21 protein-coding genes are annotated in these 19,230 nt (G+C 34.5%); 17 read left to right on the plus strand and 4 right to left on the minus strand.

Going from position 1 to position 19,230, the window contains the following annotated elements:
- The 3 genes from VIHSUH07_RS04915 to tpx form a co-directional block, all read right to left on the minus strand.
- Positions 1-484, minus strand: a 484-nt coding sequence (locus VIHSUH07_RS04915) for a transposase family protein (RefSeq protein WP_146104939.1), incomplete at its 3' end; no start/stop codon positions are given.
- Positions 485-653: 169 nt separating this feature from the next.
- Positions 654-1,049, minus strand: coding sequence for a phosphate-starvation-inducible protein PsiE (locus VIHSUH07_RS04920; protein WP_105084098.1), 396 nt, complete (start codon positions 1,047-1,049; stop codon positions 654-656).
- Positions 1,050-1,108: 59 nt separating this feature from the next.
- Entirely contained in the window at positions 1,109-1,624 is a 516-nt protein-coding gene (gene tpx / locus VIHSUH07_RS04925) for a thiol peroxidase (RefSeq protein ID WP_005378916.1), read from the minus strand.
- A 198-nt stretch (positions 1,625-1,822) separates the two neighbouring features.
- On the opposite strand from tpx, the gene VIHSUH07_RS04930 reads away from it, so the two are divergent.
- The 11 genes from VIHSUH07_RS04930 (at position 1,823) to VIHSUH07_RS04980 (ending at position 12,722) form a co-directional block, all read left to right on the plus strand.
- Entirely contained in the window at positions 1,823-3,538 is a 1,716-nt protein-coding gene (locus VIHSUH07_RS04930; protein ID WP_105084099.1) for an ABC transporter ATP-binding protein, read from the plus strand.
- Positions 3,538-5,268, plus strand: coding sequence for an ABC transporter ATP-binding protein (locus VIHSUH07_RS04935; RefSeq protein WP_105084100.1), 1,731 nt, complete (start codon positions 3,538-3,540; stop codon positions 5,266-5,268). Before VIHSUH07_RS04930 ends, VIHSUH07_RS04935 begins: the two co-directional genes overlap by 1 nt.
- Entirely contained in the window at positions 5,250-6,044 is a 795-nt protein-coding gene (locus VIHSUH07_RS04940; protein ID WP_105084101.1) for a TrmH family RNA methyltransferase, read from the plus strand. The genes VIHSUH07_RS04935 and VIHSUH07_RS04940 overlap by 19 nt, the downstream gene beginning before the upstream one ends.
- A 240-nt stretch (positions 6,045-6,284) precedes the next feature.
- Positions 6,285-7,139: a ChbG/HpnK family deacetylase gene (locus VIHSUH07_RS04945; RefSeq protein WP_105084102.1), complete on the plus strand. Its 855-nt coding sequence runs from the start codon at positions 6,285-6,287 to the stop codon at positions 7,137-7,139.
- Positions 7,136-8,122, plus strand: coding sequence for a lysylphosphatidylglycerol synthase transmembrane domain-containing protein (locus tag VIHSUH07_RS04950; RefSeq protein WP_105084103.1), 987 nt, complete (start codon positions 7,136-7,138; stop codon positions 8,120-8,122). Before VIHSUH07_RS04945 ends, VIHSUH07_RS04950 begins: the two co-directional genes overlap by 4 nt.
- 16 nt (positions 8,123-8,138) lie before the next feature.
- A complete protein-coding gene (locus tag VIHSUH07_RS04955; RefSeq protein ID WP_005379031.1) occupies positions 8,139-8,588 on the plus strand; it encodes an ACT domain-containing protein in 450 nt (149 codons plus the stop codon).
- Between the two features lie 43 nt (positions 8,589-8,631).
- The gene (locus tag VIHSUH07_RS04960) at positions 8,632-9,921 is read left to right on the plus strand and encodes a homoserine dehydrogenase (protein WP_105084104.1); all 1,290 of its coding nucleotides are present in this window, start codon (positions 8,632-8,634) and stop codon (positions 9,919-9,921) included.
- Between the two features lie 4 nt (positions 9,922-9,925).
- Entirely contained in the window at positions 9,926-10,852 is a 927-nt protein-coding gene (thrB, locus tag VIHSUH07_RS04965) for a homoserine kinase (RefSeq protein ID WP_105084105.1), read from the plus strand.
- 46 nt (positions 10,853-10,898) lie between these two features.
- Positions 10,899-11,759, plus strand: coding sequence for a zinc metalloprotease HtpX (gene htpX, locus VIHSUH07_RS04970; RefSeq protein ID WP_105084106.1), 861 nt, complete (start codon positions 10,899-10,901; stop codon positions 11,757-11,759).
- An 18-nt stretch (positions 11,760-11,777) separates the two neighbouring features.
- Positions 11,778-12,185: a nucleoside-diphosphate kinase gene (gene ndk, locus VIHSUH07_RS04975; protein WP_105084107.1), complete on the plus strand. Its 408-nt coding sequence runs from the start codon at positions 11,778-11,780 to the stop codon at positions 12,183-12,185.
- A 21-nt stretch (positions 12,186-12,206) separates the two neighbouring features.
- Positions 12,207-12,722, plus strand: a complete 516-nt coding sequence (locus VIHSUH07_RS04980) for a cob(I)yrinic acid a,c-diamide adenosyltransferase (RefSeq protein WP_005383317.1) — start codon at positions 12,207-12,209, stop codon at positions 12,720-12,722.
- Between the two features lie 38 nt (positions 12,723-12,760).
- Here the strand turns inward: VIHSUH07_RS04980 and VIHSUH07_RS04985 are convergent, their stop codons facing one another.
- Positions 12,761-13,099, minus strand: a complete 339-nt coding sequence (locus tag VIHSUH07_RS04985; protein ID WP_005379051.1) for a hypothetical protein — start codon at positions 13,097-13,099, stop codon at positions 12,761-12,763.
- A 64-nt stretch (positions 13,100-13,163) separates the two neighbouring features.
- Between VIHSUH07_RS04985 and cobU the strand changes: the two genes are divergently transcribed.
- Genes cobU through VIHSUH07_RS05015 form a run of 6 tightly spaced genes read left to right on the plus strand, consistent with a single transcriptional unit; the run spans position 13,164 to position 19,221 of the window.
- Positions 13,164-13,742, plus strand: a complete 579-nt coding sequence (gene cobU / locus VIHSUH07_RS04990; protein WP_105084108.1) for a bifunctional adenosylcobinamide kinase/adenosylcobinamide-phosphate guanylyltransferase — start codon at positions 13,164-13,166, stop codon at positions 13,740-13,742.
- On the plus strand, positions 13,735-15,261 hold the full coding sequence (locus tag VIHSUH07_RS04995; RefSeq protein WP_105084109.1) for a cobyric acid synthase: 1,527 nt from the start codon (positions 13,735-13,737) through the stop codon (positions 15,259-15,261). The genes cobU and VIHSUH07_RS04995 overlap by 8 nt, the downstream gene beginning before the upstream one ends.
- A 5-nt stretch (positions 15,262-15,266) precedes the next feature.
- Positions 15,267-16,259, plus strand: a complete 993-nt coding sequence (cbiB, locus tag VIHSUH07_RS05000; RefSeq protein ID WP_105084110.1) for an adenosylcobinamide-phosphate synthase CbiB — start codon at positions 15,267-15,269, stop codon at positions 16,257-16,259.
- Positions 16,260-16,266: 7 nt separating this feature from the next.
- Complete coding sequence (gene cobS / locus VIHSUH07_RS05005; RefSeq protein ID WP_105084111.1) at positions 16,267-17,154, plus strand: adenosylcobinamide-GDP ribazoletransferase; 888 nt, start codon at positions 16,267-16,269, stop codon at positions 17,152-17,154.
- Between the two features lie 45 nt (positions 17,155-17,199).
- A complete protein-coding gene (locus VIHSUH07_RS05010; RefSeq protein WP_105084112.1) occupies positions 17,200-18,078 on the plus strand; it encodes a GHMP family kinase ATP-binding protein in 879 nt (292 codons plus the stop codon).
- 12 nt (positions 18,079-18,090) lie between these two features.
- Complete coding sequence (locus tag VIHSUH07_RS05015) at positions 18,091-19,221, plus strand: pyridoxal phosphate-dependent aminotransferase (RefSeq protein WP_105084113.1); 1,131 nt, start codon at positions 18,091-18,093, stop codon at positions 19,219-19,221.
- Positions 19,222-19,230: the final 9 nt, after the last annotated feature.

The following is a 19,230-nucleotide window of genomic DNA, read 5'->3' on the forward strand; positions in this document are numbered from 1 at the left end:
CTTCTGCATTTCCTTTGAATTCATCAATACCAATAACAGTAGGTAGTGTTTTAGGCTTAGGTATAGTGATCATAGAGCAATAGCGTAATACTGTAGTAATAGATGTATCACACTCTTTAGCAATAGCAGTATAGGTTACACTTTCAGTAAGTTTATCAAATAGCAATTTAATATTGGTTATACTTAGTTGCATATATTTTCGTACAAATGGATTGTTCTCAGAAAAAGAGTGCTTACAATGAGGGCAAATATATCGACGTTGTCTGTATTTTCCAATTAATCGTCCTCGTTGTACTTTTCCAAATTTTACCGTACGTATGCGGTAATCTTTAATATGCTCTGTAGTTTCTCCGCATTTTGGGCAAATATGTGGTGTTACCGGTAATTCTATGTCAAAAATAAATGTTCCGTCCAATTCGTAGCTGTTTGTAATAAACTCTTGTTTTACATTATGTAAAAATTCAGTATAATCAGTAGTAGGCATATAAGCTCACATCCTTTCTTTGGGAATTAGTCACTTTTATTGTAAAGTATGTGAGCCTTGTATGCTTATTTTTTGCAAAAAAATAATGTTGGAAGTGACACCGTAGTGGTGTCACCCCAACATTTATTATAGAACCTTTTTGAGCATTAAAGAATAATAAATAATTATATTATTCATCGTGACCAATATATCTTTTTACTAATACTAAACTACATACGAGCACAAAAATGGAGATAGCCCATATGAGGATGTCAAAGGATGTATCATGGGCAATAATTACAGATCGAACAATGGCCGTAATGCCAATATATAGGAAAAAGTCTAAAGGAAAGTGAAAGTTGTTTTTAAAATACTTTACAATTAATGCAATAAATTCGAAGTAGAGGAAGAAGGTAATTAATTCCTCAATAAGATTGTAATATGTGCTTTCACCATTTATATTGGCCCATGTAATGACCCCTAAATTTATAAGTGAATTAACTAGGGCGATACACAATGCTACACCTACGCCGAGTAGGGCAATATTTTTTATAGTTAATAATAGTTTTGAAAATTTAATCCACATACATAACTCCTGTGAAAACAAAAAGGCCGTACGTTGTACGGCCTTAATAGTAGGCGATATTAGATATCAGCTTTAATTGCTTCTAATGCTGCATCGAAATTAACAGCTTGAGTTACTTCTGGTACATATTCAACATATGTTACTTTGTTATCTTTGTTGATAACTACAACACCACGGGATAAAAGACGTAATTCTTCGATTAAGAAGCCATAGTTTGTACCAAAAGAAGCATCTTTGTGGTCAGACAATGTTTCTACTTTATCTACGCCTGCAGCACCGCACCAACGTTTTTGGGCAAATGGAAGGTCCATAGAAATTGTTAATACTACAACATCATCAGATAAACCTGTTGCATCTTGGTTGAACCAACGAGTTTGTGCATCACATACGCCAGTATCAAGAGAAGGTACTACGGAGATTACTTTTACTTTACCTTCATAATCTTTCAAAGTTTTAGGTTGTAAATCGTTAGATAATACAGTGAAATCAGGTGCTTGTTGACCTACTTTAATTTCTGGGCCTACCAATGTGATAGGGTTACCTGCAAATGTTACAACACCAGTACGTTTTTCCATGTTTCATTCCTCCTAAGAGTTTATATACTAAATAGATTAAACAATGTTTCTATGGTTAGTATACCATTTCTATCCATTTTAGTAAACTAATTTTTTCGATATAGTTTGCTTTTAATTTTGAATATAGTTGGGTTTTATGTTTTAGGTAGAAGAATTATGTAGTAAATGGTACGATAGAAAGAAAACAGGAGGTATTCGATGAATCCATATTCAATTTTCAAGGAATTTTTTCGTCGTGAAGGTATATATTATCTTATCGGGTTAACTATGCTAATCGCAATCGATGTAGCTTTTTTAATCGTACCACAACTAATTGGTAGTGCCATCGATACATTGAGCCATAATAAAGAGGGCTTAACCCATTACATATTGTATTTCATTGGTTTATTAATCATTATTACTATATTGAAAGTTATATCACGTAGAACATTATTAGGATCCATTCGACGCATGGAGTATTTATTTCGCCAAAAACTATGTGCGCGTGCTTTAGAAGTTCCTACTACATATTATGATGTTAACGGACCTGGTAAGGTAATGGCGTTGATGACAAATGATGTTACTTCATTACGCGTAGCCCTAGGTTTAGGTGTCATGATCATCGTTGATATTATTTTATATTCTATTTTGGGTTCTATCATATTAATCCAAAAAATAGATTTTATTTTAGCCTTAAAGATTATGACCCCAATTATTTTTATTTTAGGTTCAATCTTTACACTAGGTCGACGTTTACGAAAAAAGCAACGTCAAGCTCAGAATACATATAGTGATATGACAGAATTTGGGCAAGAGCTTTTTCAAGGTATGGATGTTATTCGAGCTTTTAATAAAGAATCGATAATAGGGGGATTGTTTAATCGTATTAACAAGAAAAATTATTCTGATAATATGAGTGTAGCTATACTTGATGCTATTTTATCACCTCTAACCATGATTGCACCTTTCATTTGTATCAGTATTAGTATGTATATATGCGGTACGTTAGCAGTAGAAGGTCTTATGACTGTTGGTGAATTCGTTACAATCAATGCTTTTATTATGCTTATTATAGGACCATTAATTTCTCTAGGTTCATTAGTAGCTATAGTTCAAAAAGGAATGGCCTCTCTTGATCGAATTGTTGATTTTATGAGTCTACCTGCAGAATGTAATGATACAGATGGTAAACAAATTGATTTAGGCGATATAGATATAAAATATTTAAATTTCACCTATGATGAAGCAAAATCATCTGCATTACGACAAATTAATATTACATTCAAAAAAGGCGAGTTTGTAGGTATAGTCGGTAAACCTGGCTCTGGTAAAAGTACACTCTTTAAATTGTTATTAGGACTTCAAAAGGCACCAGCAAAGACTATTTATATTAATAATCAAGATATTACGACACTGCCCATTGGTACGGTCAGAAATTCGATTTCCTATGTACCAACGCAATCATATTTATTAAGTTCAACAATTGCTGACAATATTAGCTTCGGCTATGAAAATAAAAATCATATTACCGTTGCTGAAGCAGCCCAAAAAGCACAATTATATCGCGACTTAGGAAAGGATTTGGAAAATCCACTAAGCATATTAGCTGAGGAAGGTCGCGATTTATCAGGTGGTCAAAAACAGCGCATCAATATTGCGCGTGGATTTTACAAAAATGCACCTTACTTATTATTAGATAATTGCTTCTCTGCTTTAGATGCCATAACTGTAGATGAAATATTACAAGTATTGCAATCTACAAAGGAAAAAACCATTTTATGCATATCTCAACGACTAGAAGTAATCAAACATGCGGATCGTATTATCGTGTTTGATGAAGGCCGAATTTGTGAAGAGGGAACACATGATGAGTTAATGTGCAAAAAAGGTTTATATTATCAGATGTATACAGCTCAAAATAAGGAGGCCCAATAATGAAATTAAAATATAATGATTGGCGCCTATTTACATACTTAACTAAATATATTAGACCTTATTTATGGCTACTCATTTTGGCTAGTATAGCTCTTATTAGTAATCTGTTATGTTCGCTCATACGTCCATATCTTTCAAAACAAGCTATCGATTTAGGCTTTGCTATGAAAGATTTGAATACTATTCAGCATTATGCCGGTTTATATGCTTTATCGATTGTTGGTAGCATTGTGTTTATCCTTTTGCAAAATTATTTATTATCTGCATTTGGACAGAAGATTATTTTTCATATACGTAGTACGGTATTTGAAAAAATTCTTCATAAATCCGCTGAAGATTTTCAGTCTTTACCAATAGGAAATTGGGTAACGCGTATTACAAATGATGTAGAATCATTGCGTACATTATATACAGATGTATTACTAAAACTCATAAGTAGTGCATTGATGATTTTGGGTATTTTAGCCTTCATGTATGCTATTAATGTTCCCTTAGCAATTGTTATGACCTTGTTGATTCCTATCATGGGATGTATTATCTGGATATATCAAAAATTTTCTAGAAAAGCATTTAGACAAGTTCGTTCTTCTGTAGCAGCATCTAATTCGAGCATCAAAGAATTATTGAATTACATATTGATTGTAAAAACATATTTAGGTGAAAGAAGTATTGAACAACGGTACGATTCTGTTAATCGCGAGTTTTTAAAAGCAGGTATATTTGAGGTTACAACCTTTTCTATTTTTAGACCTCTCGTAGATGGTTTGTTCTTTGTGGCACTTATTGTTATTTTTACAATGACAAATCTATTAGAATCCGTAGCAGATGCAGGTACGGTGTTTGCATTTATACAATATATGGATCGATTCTTTCAACCTATGAAAGAAATCGCTGATAAATATAATTCTTTGCAAAGCGCATTAGCCGGTGCAGAACGATTGATTCCTATTTTGGATGAACCAAAACGCGAGTTGACTACAACTGTTCCTAATGAATTTAAGACCATTGATACCATTGAATTAAAAGATGTGTATTATTCCTATGATAACAGTGATGTATATGCTTTGAATAACATTTCTTTTACAGTAAAAAAAGGAGAGTATCTTGGTATTGTAGGACTATCTGGTAGTGGAAAATCAACATTACTTTCATTATTGATGGGAATATTGCGACCTACAAAAGGCAACATTTATATTAATGGTCATGATATTAGCCAATATGATTCTTCAATGATTAGAAATATTATGGGCTATGTATTTCAAAATGCATACTTGTTTAAAGGTACGATTCAAGATAATCTTAATTTATATGATTCCTCTATTTCTATGGATACTATTATAGATGCCACAAAAAAGGTTAAATTACACGACATGATTGAATCTTTACCAGATGGGTATCAAACATCAGTAGGATATTTAGGATCACTTTTATCAGATGGACAAAAGCAATTATTGGCCTTTGCAAGAACTTTAATTTTAAATAGGCCTATTTTACTGCTTGATGAAGCTACGGCAAATATAGATAGTCATACTGAATCTCAGATTCAAGAGAGTATTGAGACCATACGCGGTGAAAAAACAATTATCAATGTAGCACATCGTTTATCAACTGTACAAAAAGCAAATCGAATTTTAGTTCTTTCTTATGGTAAGATTGTGGAAAATGGAACATTTGAAGAGCTCATGCAACATAAGGGGGATTTTTACGAGTTATGGAATCACCAAAAATAGATTATATTCAGTCGAAAGACAATAAGACTATAAAACATATTATCAGTTTACAACAGAGAAAATATCGGCAAAAATTCGGTGAATACACGGTAGAAGGAATTCGTGCTGTAACGGATTTAGGAAAAAAAGGATTTTTGCGCACTATTTTAATTAGAGAATCAAAGCGAAGTGAATTGGAACCATTAGTACAAAAAGATTTTACTATTTCTTCTGTCTATGTAGTACAAGATCCAATATTTGATAAAATTGAGCATACTGTAAATGGACAGGGCATACTAGGGATAGCAAAAAAATGCATTACTGATTTGCATTCATTTATAGTAGATGATGGATTATATGTCGCCTTAGATGGTGTACAGGATCCTGGAAACTTAGGTACAATCATCCGTACGGCTGTGGCTGCCGGTGCAAAAGGTATATTCTTATTAAAAGGAACAGTCGATCCTTATAACGAAAAATGCGTACGTAGTACGATGAGTGCTCTTTGTAATATTCCGATTTTTGAAGATATTACATTGTCTGAATTTTATGATTTTATAAAGGATAATACTATTAAAACCTATGTTACCTCACTAGACAATGCAAAGCCATATCATACCATATCATATGCAAAGCGAACTATGGTTATATTCGGCAATGAAGGGAATGGAGTGTCTAAGGAAATTATTGAAATGTGTGATCAAGCTATTACCATTCCAATGTATGGTGATATAGAATCTTTAAACGTATCCATTGCAGCTGCTCTTTGTATGTATAAGGTAAGAGAACAAATTTAATATATTATAACGATACCCTGTCATCGATAAATTAAGATGACAGGGTATATAATTTTCCTTCATAGATTATCTATGATAGAAGGGTATATAAATTATGTGAAAACGATATAAAAAGTCCGTTGTCAGTATACAAGTATCGCTATTTTGTATTGATTTTATATACCTGTATTTGGTAAAATAACATATATCTTTTCTGGGTGAACATTGTTTTCCCGTTTTTACGAATAAAGAGGCACTCTTATGTCAAAACTAATTATCAATGCTGACGATTTTGGCCTTCATTCAGCTATAAATGAAGGTATTATTGTAGGGCATACTAAAGGTGCGATTACAAGCACATCAATATTGGCAAGTGGTGCTGCTTTTAATGAAGCAGTAGATATGGCAAAGGAATATCCAAAGTTGGGTATAGGTATTCACATAGCATTAGTAGGCGGAATGGCACCGGTAAGTGATCCTAGTGAAATTCCTAGTCTTGTAACAAAAGAAGGTGTTTTTGTTGATAATTATATAGAGTTTATGAAACGCATATATAGTGGCTCTATTAATTATGATGAAGTTAGAACAGAGATTACAAAGCAAGTTTCTAAAATTATGGAATCTGGTGTAAACGTAACTCATATTGATGGACACCAACATATGCATGTCTTACCGAGTATATTACCTATAGTATTAGAGCAAGCCATGCGATATAAAATTAAAGCGATACGGGTGCCAAATGAAAAAATAACATTTTTAAATGGTGTGCATAATCCTGTTCGTATTATGGGAAAATGTGGTTTGAGCACTGTAGCAGCCCAAGCATTGCCGAACATTCGCAATAAGGGGATTTATTTTACACAATACTTCTGGGGCATGATTAATGGTGGTGCTTTAGGCGAAACAGAGTTATTGTCCATTTTAAAACAAGTTAGCTCTCTATCTGGTACTCATGAAATTATGACGCATCCGGGTATTAGTAATGACGTTTTAAGCAAACACTATAATTGGGGATATCATTGGCAAGATGAATTATCTGCTATGACATCCGATAATGTACGTAGATATATTTCACAACATAATATAGAACTCATTAATTACGGGGATTTATTATGAGTAAGATGATGAGACGTGGCATATTCATGTTTGTCCTACTTTTTGCCGTGTCTTTAGGAATCATTTATTATACGATCGATTTAGAAGCCCTTAAAACAATAACAACTTTTAATGGTGAATCATTGTTACTTGCCATCATTGCACTTGCCTTGGGTATGTATTTTGATGGATTAAGATTACAGCGCCTTGTAAAAATTGGTGGTTACCATTTATCAATAAAAGCCGTACTTAGGGTTATTTTTAGCAATTATTTTATGGCTATGCTCACACCAGGTGCCAGTGGTGGTGCTGTGGCTCAAGTGCTAGTGTTAAGGAGCTATGATGTTCCTATTAGTAAAGGAACGCCAATTGTATTGATACGTACGGTTTTTTCAATCATGTTCTTGGTCATCATGTTACCGCTTGTATTTTTATATGACTCCATAGAAATACCATATATCTCAAGAGATATGTTATTATTATTTTCCTTTTTCGCCGTATTGGCTACTTTATTAGGAACATATCTTTTACAAACGGTATATATGAGGAAATTTGTATATAATCTAGCGCAACGTTTTAAGGCCCATAAAACCAAGGATTGGTTAGCGAAATTAGAAACTCTAAATCAAGGGCTTGCATTATTGTATAAAAAACCTACTCAATCCTTTATTGTATTTATCGAATCAGGATTAAGTTTATTATGCTTATACTGCATAGCACCGGCATTGATGTTTGCCTTTACTACTGATGTACCAATTATTACGATATTAGATAGAATGATATTGTTGAATTTAATACTTTATTTTGCACCTACACCAGGGGGAACAGGTATTGCTGAAGGATTATTCATTTTACTTTTTGCACCATTCGTACCGAGTGGTACTGTAGGTATTATAGCTGTGGCGTGGCGTGTGATGGCAGAATATGTACCATTTTTTATAGGTATGTATGCAGTATTAACTTTATATGGACGTCAGTTTGTTGCTCAGGAAACATCTAATTAATGTAAGGAGAATTAGTATGACAAAGCCAAAAAAGGACAAATTTTATTTAGTTCAAGAAGATATTTTACCAGAAGCGATTAAGAAAACGATCAAAGTAAAAGAGATTTTGAAACTAGGTGAAGTAAAAACAATAAATGAAGCTGTTGAGAAAATGGATTTAAGTCGATCTGCTTATTATAAATATAAAGATTATGTATTTCCATTTTTTGAGATTGCTCAAGGAAAAATTGTTAGCATTACCGTTTCCATGTCCAATGAATCAGGTATGTTATCAAGTGTTTTAAAAGCAATAGCAGATAAAAATGGTAGTATCTTGACTATAAATCAAGATATTCCATTACAAGGTATTGCCAATAGTAGTATTTCTTTTGAGACCAAAAACTTACAAGGTTCATTAGAGGAATTATTACATGATATTCGCAATATGAAAGGAATTATTAAAGTAGAAATTTTAGGTCAAGCGTAATATACATTCAATATTGACCAGTCTAGAAGAGAGTAGGACCATTATGAAGACCGTTAAAATAGCCTTATTAGGATTTGGTACTGTTTCCCAAGGAACATTTAATTTATTACAAGATAATGCCGATTTGATTACTAACAGAAGCGGTGTAACTATTGAGATTTCAAAAATATTTGTTCGCAACCCAGATAAATATACAAATATTACATTACCAAGCACTGCACAATATGTGACTAACATTGATGATGTTCTTAATGATGAATCGATTACAATTGTCGTTGAATTAATGGGGGGCACAACATTTGCAAAAGAATGTGTTGAAGCAGCTTTAAAACACGGAAAAAGTGTTGTTACAGCCAATAAGGATTTATTAGCTGAAGCGGGCCCATATTTATTTGACTTAGCATATAAAAATAAAGTAGATTTACGTTTTGAAGCCTCTGTACTTGGTGGGATTCCAATTATTAGAACATTATATGAATCCCTTGGCGGCAATCGCATTACTGAACTTGTTGGTATCATGAATGGTACAACAAACTTTATTTTATCCAAAATGACAGATGAAGGGTTAAGCTACGGTGATGTATTAAAAGAGGCTCAAGATTTAGGCTATGCAGAAGCTGATCCAACTGCGGATGTAGAAGGCTTAGATGCAGCACGTAAACTTGCTATTTTGGCTTCTATTAGCTTTAATCGTCGTATATTCTTCGAAGATGTAACAGTAGAGGGTATCACTAAAATCGATACAGAAGATATTTCCTTCGGTAAGGAATTCGGCTACAATATTAAACTTATTGGTATTGCAAAAGAATCTTCAAAGGGTTTATCTCTCAATGTATATCCTGCTTTCGTACCACTAACACATCCACTAGCATCCGTACGCGGTTCGTACAATGCAATTTATATTAAAGGGAATGGCATTGATGATGCTATGTTCTACGGACGTGGCGCTGGCAGTTTACCAACAGGTAGCTCCGTTGTCAGCGATATTATGGAAGTAGCTCAAAATGTAGCATTTGAATCTACAGGACGTTTTAAACCATTCTACTTTGATCAAAAGAATATTTATTCTCCAGGTAAAATACAATCTAGTTACTACATGCGATTAGCTGTTGATAATAAAACTGGCGTTCTTGCGAAAATTGCTACAAAATTAGCAGAGCAAAAAATCTCTGTTCTTTCAATCGTTCAACGGAATAAAGATCCTGAAACAGCAGTACTTGCTATTGTAACTTCTAAATGTCCACATTCCTATATTTTAAATTTAATTGATTCTTTTAATAGCTTGCGCTCTGTGAAAGAAGTGAGCAGTGTAATCAGAATTATGGAAGCGTAATATTATGACAACTATTCGTGTACAAGTGCCTGCTACAAGTGCCAACTGCGGTCCGGGCTTTGATTGCCTTGGATTAGCTCTAAATCTATATAATATTTTTGAGTTTACACCTGATGCAAATGCTACATCATTTAGCTATACATTTCATGGTTATGGCGCAGACATATTAGAAAAAGAAGACCCTAAAAAAAATCTCATTGGCATTGCTATTGAACAAGTATTTGCTAAAGCACAAGAACCAATACAATATGGTCATATAACTTCAGAAACACTGATTCCGCCTTCTCGTGGCCTTGGTAGTAGTAGTACTGCTATTGTAGGTGGGCTTTTACTAGCCAATAATCTCGTAAATAAACCACTTTCAAAAGAAGAGTTACTCATCATTGCCAATCGTATGGAAGGCCATCCAGATAATGTGGCACCAGCAATTTTTGGTAATCTTTGTTGCGCTACAGGTTTGAAAGATAAAGTTTTGAATACAGTAATCCCTGTACCAGAATCACTTCATTTTGCTGTAGTCGTACCAGAGGTATTAGTTTCTACAGAATATGCACGATCTGTATTACCAAATCATGTGCCTTTTAAAGAGGCTGTTCAAAATGTGAGTCATGCATCGTTATTTGTAACTAGTTTAATTACGAACCAATTGGATAATCTTTCGGTTGCCTTGGAGGATAATCTCCATGTACCGTATCGAAAAACGTTGATTCCTCATTGTGATAAGGTATTCTCTGCAGCAAAAGCCGCAGGCGCTTATGGTGCAACTATCAGTGGATCTGGTTCTACCTTAATTGCATATACAGATAAAGCTCATGTACAAACAGTAGCTGAAGCAATGGGCCAAATCTTTGAGTTCCATGGCATCGAAAACAAAGTATATGTATTAGAGGCAGATACAATAGGGGCCACAACTATTCAAAATGTGGTATAATAAATCTAGTTAAGGCATAGTCCAAAAACTTATGTTGGAGGATTCTATGAATAATTTTAAAACAACAATGTTACTAGCCACTTTAATAGTGATACTAGTATTATTAGGCGATGCTTTTGGCGGGGCTCGAGGAATGATGTTAATGTTCATCATATCTGCAGGCATGTCATTTGCATCGTATTGGTATAGCGACAAGATTGTGTTAGCACAATACAACGCACAGCAAGTTACCGCTCAATCAAACCCTAAATTATATGGTATGGTTGAACAATTGGCTAAAAACGGTAAACTACCGATGCCAAAGGTATATATCATCCCTACGGACGTACCAAATGCATTTGCAACTGGTCGTAATCCAGAACATGCTGCGGTAGCTGTAACAGCAGGGATTCAACGATTGTTAACGGATGATGAATTAGCTGGCGTATTAGGTCACGAATTAACACATGTTAAAAATCGTGATACCTTAATCAGTACTATTGCAGCCATTATTGGTGGTGCTATATCAACTATTGCGCAGTTTGGTATGTTCTTTGGTGGCCGCTCTGATGACCGCGATGATAATGTCAATCCACTTGCGTTGATTGGTATGCTTATTTTGGCACCTTTAGCAGCTGCTATTATCCAAATGAGTATTTCCCGTACCCGTGAATATTTAGCGGATGAGGGTGGGGCTATGTTAAGCAAAAATCCATTAGGACTTGCATCGGCATTGGCTAAAATCGAAGAATATTCTAAATATGGAACATTACCTAATGCCAATAATGCTACAGCGCATATGTTTATAATTAATCCTATGATGGGTATTGGTGCTAGTTTGTCGAATCTTTTTAGCACACATCCTAGTACTAAGGATCGTATTGCTAGATTGAAAAAACTATCTCTAAATCCACATTATAGATTTTAATAAAAGGGAGGTTTAAAGATGGAAGAAACTTTAGTTCTTATTAAACCAGATGGTGTAAAACGTCAAATCTGTGGTGAAATTCTTACACGTTATGAACGTAAAGGCTTAATTATTAAAGCTATGAAATTACTTCAAACACCAAAAGAATTAGCAGAAGAACATTATGCAGAGCATAAAGATAAGCCATTCTTTGGTGAATTAGTTGATTTTATTACGTCTGGACCTGTATTAGCTTTTGTACTAGCAGGTAAAAATGCCGTTACTTCTGTACGTACTATCAATGGTGCAACTAATCCTGTAGATGCCACACCTGGTAGTATTCGTGGTGACTATGCCTTAACTATGGATTCTAATGTTGTACATGCATCTGATTCAGTAGATTCAGCAGCACGTGAAATTCATTTATGGTTCCCAGAATATAAATAACATATAACAGGAGGTATGGCCATGAGTAGTAGTGTTTATACAAAAACAGGTGATCAAGGTACAACAGGTCTTTATACGGGTGAACGTGTAAAGAAATCTTCTCTTCGTGTTGAAGCCTATGGTACTATTGATGAGCTCCAAGCCTTCCTAGGATTAGCTAGAGCCTATGCAAAGAACGTAAGGGTACAAGCTGAGTTACTCGATATAGAGCGTTCCTTATGGACTTTAATGGCTGATATTGCTAGCTTGAATCAAGCTCCTCAAATTACCGACCAGCAAGTAAAACATTTAGAAAAAGTTATCGACCGCTTCGATGCAAAATTAGAACCTCTTGCAGAATTTATTTTACCTGGCGAGAATAAATCTTCTGCCTATTTACATGTATCTAGAACTGTTGCTCGTCGTGCAGAACGTGATTTATGGCGTGTATTAGATGCAGGTGAAAGCGTACATGAATCTAATTTGCGATACTTAAATCGACTATCTGATTTATGCTTCATATTAAGTCGTGTAGAAGAAGAAATCGGAGAAGAATAAACAAAAAAAGCTATGTCTTCACATAGCTTTTTTCTTTATTAAGATTGTGTAATTTCTTGATTCAATACATCATGTGGACTTGGATAGAAAAAGAAGATATGAGGAATTTGATATCTAAATTTTTCACGCAATAAATCTGCTAATGTTGTCTCAAAATTTATAATTTTAGATGCATCAAAAGAAAAATCCTCTACTAATACAAACATTTGTGGCTCTACAATAGGTGCATTAGGAGGTAATTCAGAAGGGTCTAGCGGTACATTAACAACAACACGACATGTACCAATATATCCACCTTGACCATCTTCAATAGCTACACGATAGGTATTTTCCCAAAGGGTAGACATCATTTTTAATTTCATATTCATAATTTCCATAGTGTATCTCCTTTTGTTATACTAATAATGATACAGAAATTATATATACTTGTATAGGTGCTTTATGAAATCTACAATTATTCTATGCTCCGGAGGAGCTCGTAGTGGAAAAAGTGAATTTGCAGAACAATTAGCCTTATCCTTAAAAGGGCGAAAAGCCTATGTAGCTACTGGACAAGCTTTTGATGACGAAATGAAAGACCGCATCAAAAAGCATCAGTTGCGCCGCGGTAAGGAGTGGATTACTTTTGAAATCCCACTACACTTACATGAAAGTTGGGAACAAATTAAGAATGTTAGTGATGTCATCTTAATAGATTGTCTTACTATGTTTACATCAAATCACGTCTTCGCTCATGGGGATATCAATACGCAAGAGGATGCTAATCGTATTGAATCTATTATTTTAAAAGAATTGCGATTGTTATTACAAGAAATTAACAACAGTAATGATAAAACTGTTATTTTTGTAACCAACGAAATCGGATTAGGTATTGTACCAGAAAATAAATTGGCAAGATATTTTCGCGATATAACTGGCCGTGTAAATCGAGAGGTTGCTAGTGCTGCTAATAAAATGTATTTAACGATTAGTGGGGTAACCATAGAATTAAAATCTCAGGAGGTTCATATAAATGGCTAAAAAAATCATGTTCCAAGGAACGAGCTCTAATGTAGGCAAAAGTATTTTATGTACTGCATTATGCCGTATTCTTTATCGGATGGGCTATAAAACTGTGCCATTTAAAGCGCAAAATATGGCTTTAAACTCCTATGTAACCAAATGGGGGGATGAGATAGGACGTGCTCAAGTTGCCCAAGCTGAAGCAGCTGGTATTGATCCTATTGTACAAATGAACCCTGTATTGCTTAAACCTACAGGAAATCAGTCATCTCAAGTTGTTCTAATGGGCAAACCTGTTGGTGTGTATAGTGCCAAAGAATATCATACCCATTACTCTTTAACAGCTCTTGATAAGGTTAAAGAATCTCTTGCCTTTCTCGATGAAAATTTTGAAATGATTGTCATCGAAGGGGCTGGTAGTCCTGCTGAGGTTAATTTAAAAGCTAATGATATCGTAAATATGCGTATTGCTAAAATGACACAAGCTCCTGTATTTCTCATTGCGGATATAGATAGAGGTGGTGCTATTGCTTCTATTGTGGGTACATTAGAATTACTCGAACCAGAAGAACGCGATTTAATCAAAGGTATTGTTATCAATAAATTCCGTGGCGATATTAAGTTATTAGAACCAGCATTGACTTTCATCGAAGAAAAAACAGGTAAAAAAGTGGTTGGTGTTATTCCTGCCATTGAAAATCTTGATATTGATGAAGAAGATTCTGTAGCTTTGGAAAACAAAAAGAATGTAGGTTCTAAAGACATTCAAATTGCTGTTATTCAAACTCCTAAAATCTCTAATTTTACAGATTTTGATGCGTTGAACTATGAACCAGATGTTTCCGTTCGTTTTGTCGGTCCTGGAGATGTTATTGGTACGCCTGATTTGATTATTTTACCAGGTTCTAAAAATACATTGGCTGACTTAACATATTTAAAAAACTCCGGCTTAGCTAATGAGATTAAAGAACTGGCGGAAAAAGGAACTCCTGTAATCGGTATTTGCGGTGGTAACCAAATGCTTGGTACTGCTATATATGATCCGCATCATATGGAAGGCGATATCGAGGAGAGTGAAGGCCTCGGCTTAGTTAACTCTACTACAACCATGAAGGATCAAAAAACAACACATCAAGTAACATTTGATGTGGAAAATTTACATTTCCTTAACGGTACATTTTCTGGTAGTGAACTCGTAGGATATGAAATCCATATGGGCGATACAACACCAAATGATGATACTGTAAAACGTTGTTTCACGATTACTAAACGTAGCGAAACTCCTATAACAGTAGTAGATGGATTTATCGATGGCCGTCATCAAGTTATGGGTACCTATATTCATGGTGTATTTGATAACGATGAATTCCGTCGTTTTATTATAAATCAATTACGTTTACGTAAAGGATTAGACGAAACACCTGTTGTATTCCATTATTTCGAACATAAAAATAATGCATATAATCGTTTAGCAGATATCGTAGAAGAACATTTAGATATGGATTACATTATGACTCTATTAAAGGATAATGGGTGATATGAATGGATTTAAACATACTCTTGGATTGGTTTAAACATTATAACTATGTATGTATTCCAATTTTTGCGTTTATAATTGATACGATTATCGGTGATCCCAATAGTAAATTTCATCCTGTTGCTCTAATTGGTCGTGTCATATCATTTTATGAGGCTGTATTTTATAAAGATACAGATAATGATACAAAAAAACTCTGGTATGGTGGTATTACGGTTGGCTTTATATTGTTAACCGTTTACATCATAGCCTCATTACTTCTTTGGATTGGTAGTCTTATCAATGAATGGGTAGAATATGCCATTCAAGTACTGATTGTGTACATCACAATTTCGCCTCGTTCACTAGGCGCAGCTGGATTTGAAATTAATCGATTGCTGAAACAAGGTCGCATCGATGATGCAAGACATCGCGTTTCATGGATTGTAGGTCGCGATACAGATGATCTTGATGAAAGTGAAATTACTCGGGCCACAGTAGAAACAATAGCTGAAAATACTATTGATGGCATTGTTTCACCACTATTTTTCTTTATATTAGGTGGCCCAATAGGGGCTATATTATATCGTACAGCTAATACTATGGATTCCATGTTGGGATATAAAAACCAGAAATATATGTTCTTTGGACGTGTAGCTGCGCGTTTAGATGATATATTAAATTGGATTCCAGCACGACTAACATTTCTTTTATTAGTTATTTCCGCCTTTATATTACGATTTGATGGCAAGGCCGCATTTCGTATCGGCCTTCGCGATGCCTATAAACATCCTAGCCCTAATGGGGGCTATGCAGAAGCACCTGTGGCGGGTGCATTGCACATTCGCCTAGGCGGTTATAACCAATACTTTAAAAAGATGACATTTCGTGAGTATATGGGTGATGCATTAGAAACACTTAATCGATTACATATTACTCGATGTGTATATATGATGTATATGTCATCAATACTTATGATAATCATCACTACCATAGTCGCTTATCAATTTATGGAGTAATACATAGATGACACCTTTCTTTATAGCCTTACAATTTCTAACTAGACTAAAAATCGTAAATCAAACAGAATGGTCCATGGAAGATTTTGGTAAGTCTGTTGCTACATTTCCTTTTGTAGGATTAATTATCGGTATATTTTTAGCACTGATTTATTTTATATTCTCTCAATTTTTATCACCCATGCCATTAATGCTTATTATTGTTATCAGTGAGTTTTTATTCACAGGTGGCTTGCATGCTGATGGATTGATGGATACAAGCGATGGCCTGTTTTCAGGGCGTGAAAGAGAGAAAAAATTAGAAATCATGAAGGATAGCCGTGTGGGTTCCTTTGGGGTTGTAGCTTTTGTATTTATCACATTGTTAAAATGGCAACTATTAACTGCGATTCCTATACCTGAATTTATCCCTATTATACTGGTAATGATGCCTCTTATGAGTAGATACACATTAATTTTAAGTATTCGCTCCTATCCATATGCTCGTAAATCCGGTATGGGGCAAGCCTTCGCCGTATATGCACCAAAACATGTGATTACATGGAGCACTATTTCTACTTTCTGTATGCCTATTATCATTTGTGTACTTTTATCATTACTATATGCAATCGCTTTAGGTATAACAAGTATGCTTTCGATTCCATTTATACCATATAGCATAGCTATTTTTGGCCTAGCATACGCTTTGGTAGGCTTAATGGAAATCAATATTTTCTCGATGATCGTTAGCTATATTATTAATCGTATTATCAATCATTATATAGTTAAACAGCTAGGTGGAACGACTGGTGATACATATGGATTCGTAGTAGAAGTAACAGAGGTCTTGTTAATATTAGTATATATAATTACGTTGACATTATTATCTTCTGTTGTGAAAGCTCCTATTCTTTAATCATTTAATTATACATGGATCGTTTTATTGTATAAGGAGGATTTAGTGACTTATTATGTTCGTGCTCCAGGCACTTGTGGGGAATTTATCCAAGGGGCCATTGATGGACAATCATTTCTTGTGACATGTCCAATCAACCGCTATTCCTATGCACTGAGCCAGGTAACACATCCATTGCCACACTATTATTGCTCCTTACAACCTAAGTCTAGTCAAGCTCGTAACTTAGTAAAGGATATATTGCATATTCCAAGCCATGACAATACCGCCATCTATGTAAGATCTGATATTATCCAAGGAAAAGGAATGGCATCTAGCTCTGCGGATATAGCAGTAGCCGCAATGGCCACTGCATTATCATGTAATAGAGCATTAACACCAAAAGAGCTAGAAACCATTTGTTTATCAGTAGAACCGACGGATGCTGCTTTTTACCCTGGAATTACACAATTTGATTATATAAATGGGGCCATCTGTAATTTTTTAGGAACTTGTCCGCCTTTAAAAATACTGATTTTTGATGAAGGGGGTACTATTGATACCATCTCTTTTAATCAACAAAAAGACTTATCCCATAAAATACACGAAAAAGAACCTATCATTAGAAAATCGTTAGATCTCTTTAAAAAAGGTCTAGAAACGCATGACATTACGTTGATAGGACAGGCAGCTACCTTGAGTGCCTTTGCTAATCAACGCATTTTATATAAGCCTAACCTTTATGAGTTTCATGATATTGGTAATGCCTTTCATAGCGTTGGTACAATCATTGCTCACAGTGGTACTATAATGGGACTGTTGTTTCCAAGCGATTATACGGCTATTGATGAATGTAGGCAATATATTGAAAAAAAATTACCTACCTTACAATATATTGATATTGTGGAAACAACAAATGAAGGACTAACATATATAAAGCGATAAAGGAGGACGCCAATGCCAGATACACATGGGGGAAATATTTTTAAATTTTCTCATGACCACAACATAAATCTATCTGAAATATCTGATTTTAGTGCCAATATTAATCTACTAGGACCTAGTCCAAAAGGTTTAGACGCACTAAACGAACGATTACATTACATATCACATTATCCAGATATTACAAATGATGATGTTATAAATTCTATTGCCAATGTATATGGTATAGAAAAGGGTTCTATACTTCTTGGTAACGGAGCTGCAGAGCTCCTCTATGCAGTTGGACGATTACCTGGATTTACAGGGGCTTTTGTTCCTGCACCTGGTTTCTCTGAATACCAAGCCTCTATGGATGCTGCTAACATACCGGTGAGGGATATTTTTTATCGTCAGCGACAAAATGATGATGGCACCCCATATTTTGAAGTACCTTATTTAGCATTACAAACATTTGCTGCTGAATTAAAAGGTCAAGATGGACGCATTGTCGTATTTTTAGGTAACCCTAATAATCCAGATGGAACATTATTGGATAAACAATCAATCAAAGTATTAGCGCAAATGTTAAAAGATGCTAATAGTTTACTTGTTATCGATGAATCGTTCATTGATTTTATTGGTAATGAATCGTTACGAGACAATAGCTACTCTATGCGCGAACTCATTAATCAATATGACAATGTAATTATCGTACATTCTTTTACAAAATTTTATGCTGTACCGGGACTTCGTATCGGCGCAGCGTTTGCAAATCCTACATTGATACAATCATTGCGTCAATATATTCCTGCATGGTCAGTTAATACATTGGCACAAGCTTATATTGAATCTGCTCTGAACGATACTAAGTATATAAAGGATAGTAAGACTGTATTAGCTAATGAAGCAAAGTATATGTATGAATCATTAGTGGCTATTAAAGATTTAGTAGTTTATAAGCCATCCGCAAATTATATCTTAACTGAAATTATTAATCCTGATATTACAGTTACTGATATACAAACTAGATTAGAAAAACATAATATATTAATTCGTAGCTGTGCTAATTATAAAGGGTTGGGCCCAAAATGGATGCGGATAGCTATAAAAGATCATGCACATAACGTGGAACTTATTCATTTATTAAGTACCATATTTGAGAAATAGGAACACAAC

The sequence above is a fragment of the Veillonella sp. T34266-5 genome (assembly GCF_002959815.1).
Lineage (GTDB): Bacteria > Bacillota > Negativicutes > Veillonellales > Veillonellaceae > Veillonella > Veillonella atypica.

Excerpts from the sequence above, each read along its gene's own strand:
- VIHSUH07_RS04920 (WP_105084098.1), bottom strand. The coding sequence starts at position 1,049 with ATGTGGATTAAATTTTCAAAACTATTATTAACTATAAAAAATATTGCC.
- tpx (WP_005378916.1), bottom strand. The coding sequence starts at position 1,624 with ATGGAAAAACGTACTGGTGTTGTAACATTTGCAGGTAACCCTATCACA.
- VIHSUH07_RS04930 (WP_105084099.1), top strand. The coding sequence starts at position 1,823 with ATGAATCCATATTCAATTTTCAAGGAATTTTTTCGTCGTGAAGGTATA.
- VIHSUH07_RS04935 (WP_105084100.1), top strand. The coding sequence starts at position 3,538 with ATGAAATTAAAATATAATGATTGGCGCCTATTTACATACTTAACTAAA.
- VIHSUH07_RS04940 (WP_105084101.1), top strand. The coding sequence starts at position 5,250 with ATGGAATCACCAAAAATAGATTATATTCAGTCGAAAGACAATAAGACT.
- VIHSUH07_RS04945 (WP_105084102.1), top strand. The coding sequence starts at position 6,285 with ATGTCAAAACTAATTATCAATGCTGACGATTTTGGCCTTCATTCAGCT.
- VIHSUH07_RS04950 (WP_105084103.1), top strand. The coding sequence starts at position 7,136 with ATGAGTAAGATGATGAGACGTGGCATATTCATGTTTGTCCTACTTTTT.
- VIHSUH07_RS04955 (WP_005379031.1), top strand. The coding sequence starts at position 8,139 with ATGACAAAGCCAAAAAAGGACAAATTTTATTTAGTTCAAGAAGATATT.
- VIHSUH07_RS04960 (WP_105084104.1), top strand. The coding sequence starts at position 8,632 with ATGAAGACCGTTAAAATAGCCTTATTAGGATTTGGTACTGTTTCCCAA.
- thrB (WP_105084105.1), top strand. The coding sequence starts at position 9,926 with ATGACAACTATTCGTGTACAAGTGCCTGCTACAAGTGCCAACTGCGGT.
- htpX (WP_105084106.1), top strand. The coding sequence starts at position 10,899 with ATGAATAATTTTAAAACAACAATGTTACTAGCCACTTTAATAGTGATA.
- ndk (WP_105084107.1), top strand. The coding sequence starts at position 11,778 with ATGGAAGAAACTTTAGTTCTTATTAAACCAGATGGTGTAAAACGTCAA.
- VIHSUH07_RS04980 (WP_005383317.1), top strand. The coding sequence starts at position 12,207 with ATGAGTAGTAGTGTTTATACAAAAACAGGTGATCAAGGTACAACAGGT.
- VIHSUH07_RS04985 (WP_005379051.1), bottom strand. The coding sequence starts at position 13,099 with ATGGAAATTATGAATATGAAATTAAAAATGATGTCTACCCTTTGGGAA.
- cobU (WP_105084108.1), top strand. The coding sequence starts at position 13,164 with ATGAAATCTACAATTATTCTATGCTCCGGAGGAGCTCGTAGTGGAAAA.
- VIHSUH07_RS04995 (WP_105084109.1), top strand. The coding sequence starts at position 13,735 with ATGGCTAAAAAAATCATGTTCCAAGGAACGAGCTCTAATGTAGGCAAA.
- cbiB (WP_105084110.1), top strand. The coding sequence starts at position 15,267 with ATGGATTTAAACATACTCTTGGATTGGTTTAAACATTATAACTATGTA.
- cobS (WP_105084111.1), top strand. The coding sequence starts at position 16,267 with ATGACACCTTTCTTTATAGCCTTACAATTTCTAACTAGACTAAAAATC.
- VIHSUH07_RS05015 (WP_105084113.1), top strand. The coding sequence starts at position 18,091 with ATGCCAGATACACATGGGGGAAATATTTTTAAATTTTCTCATGACCAC.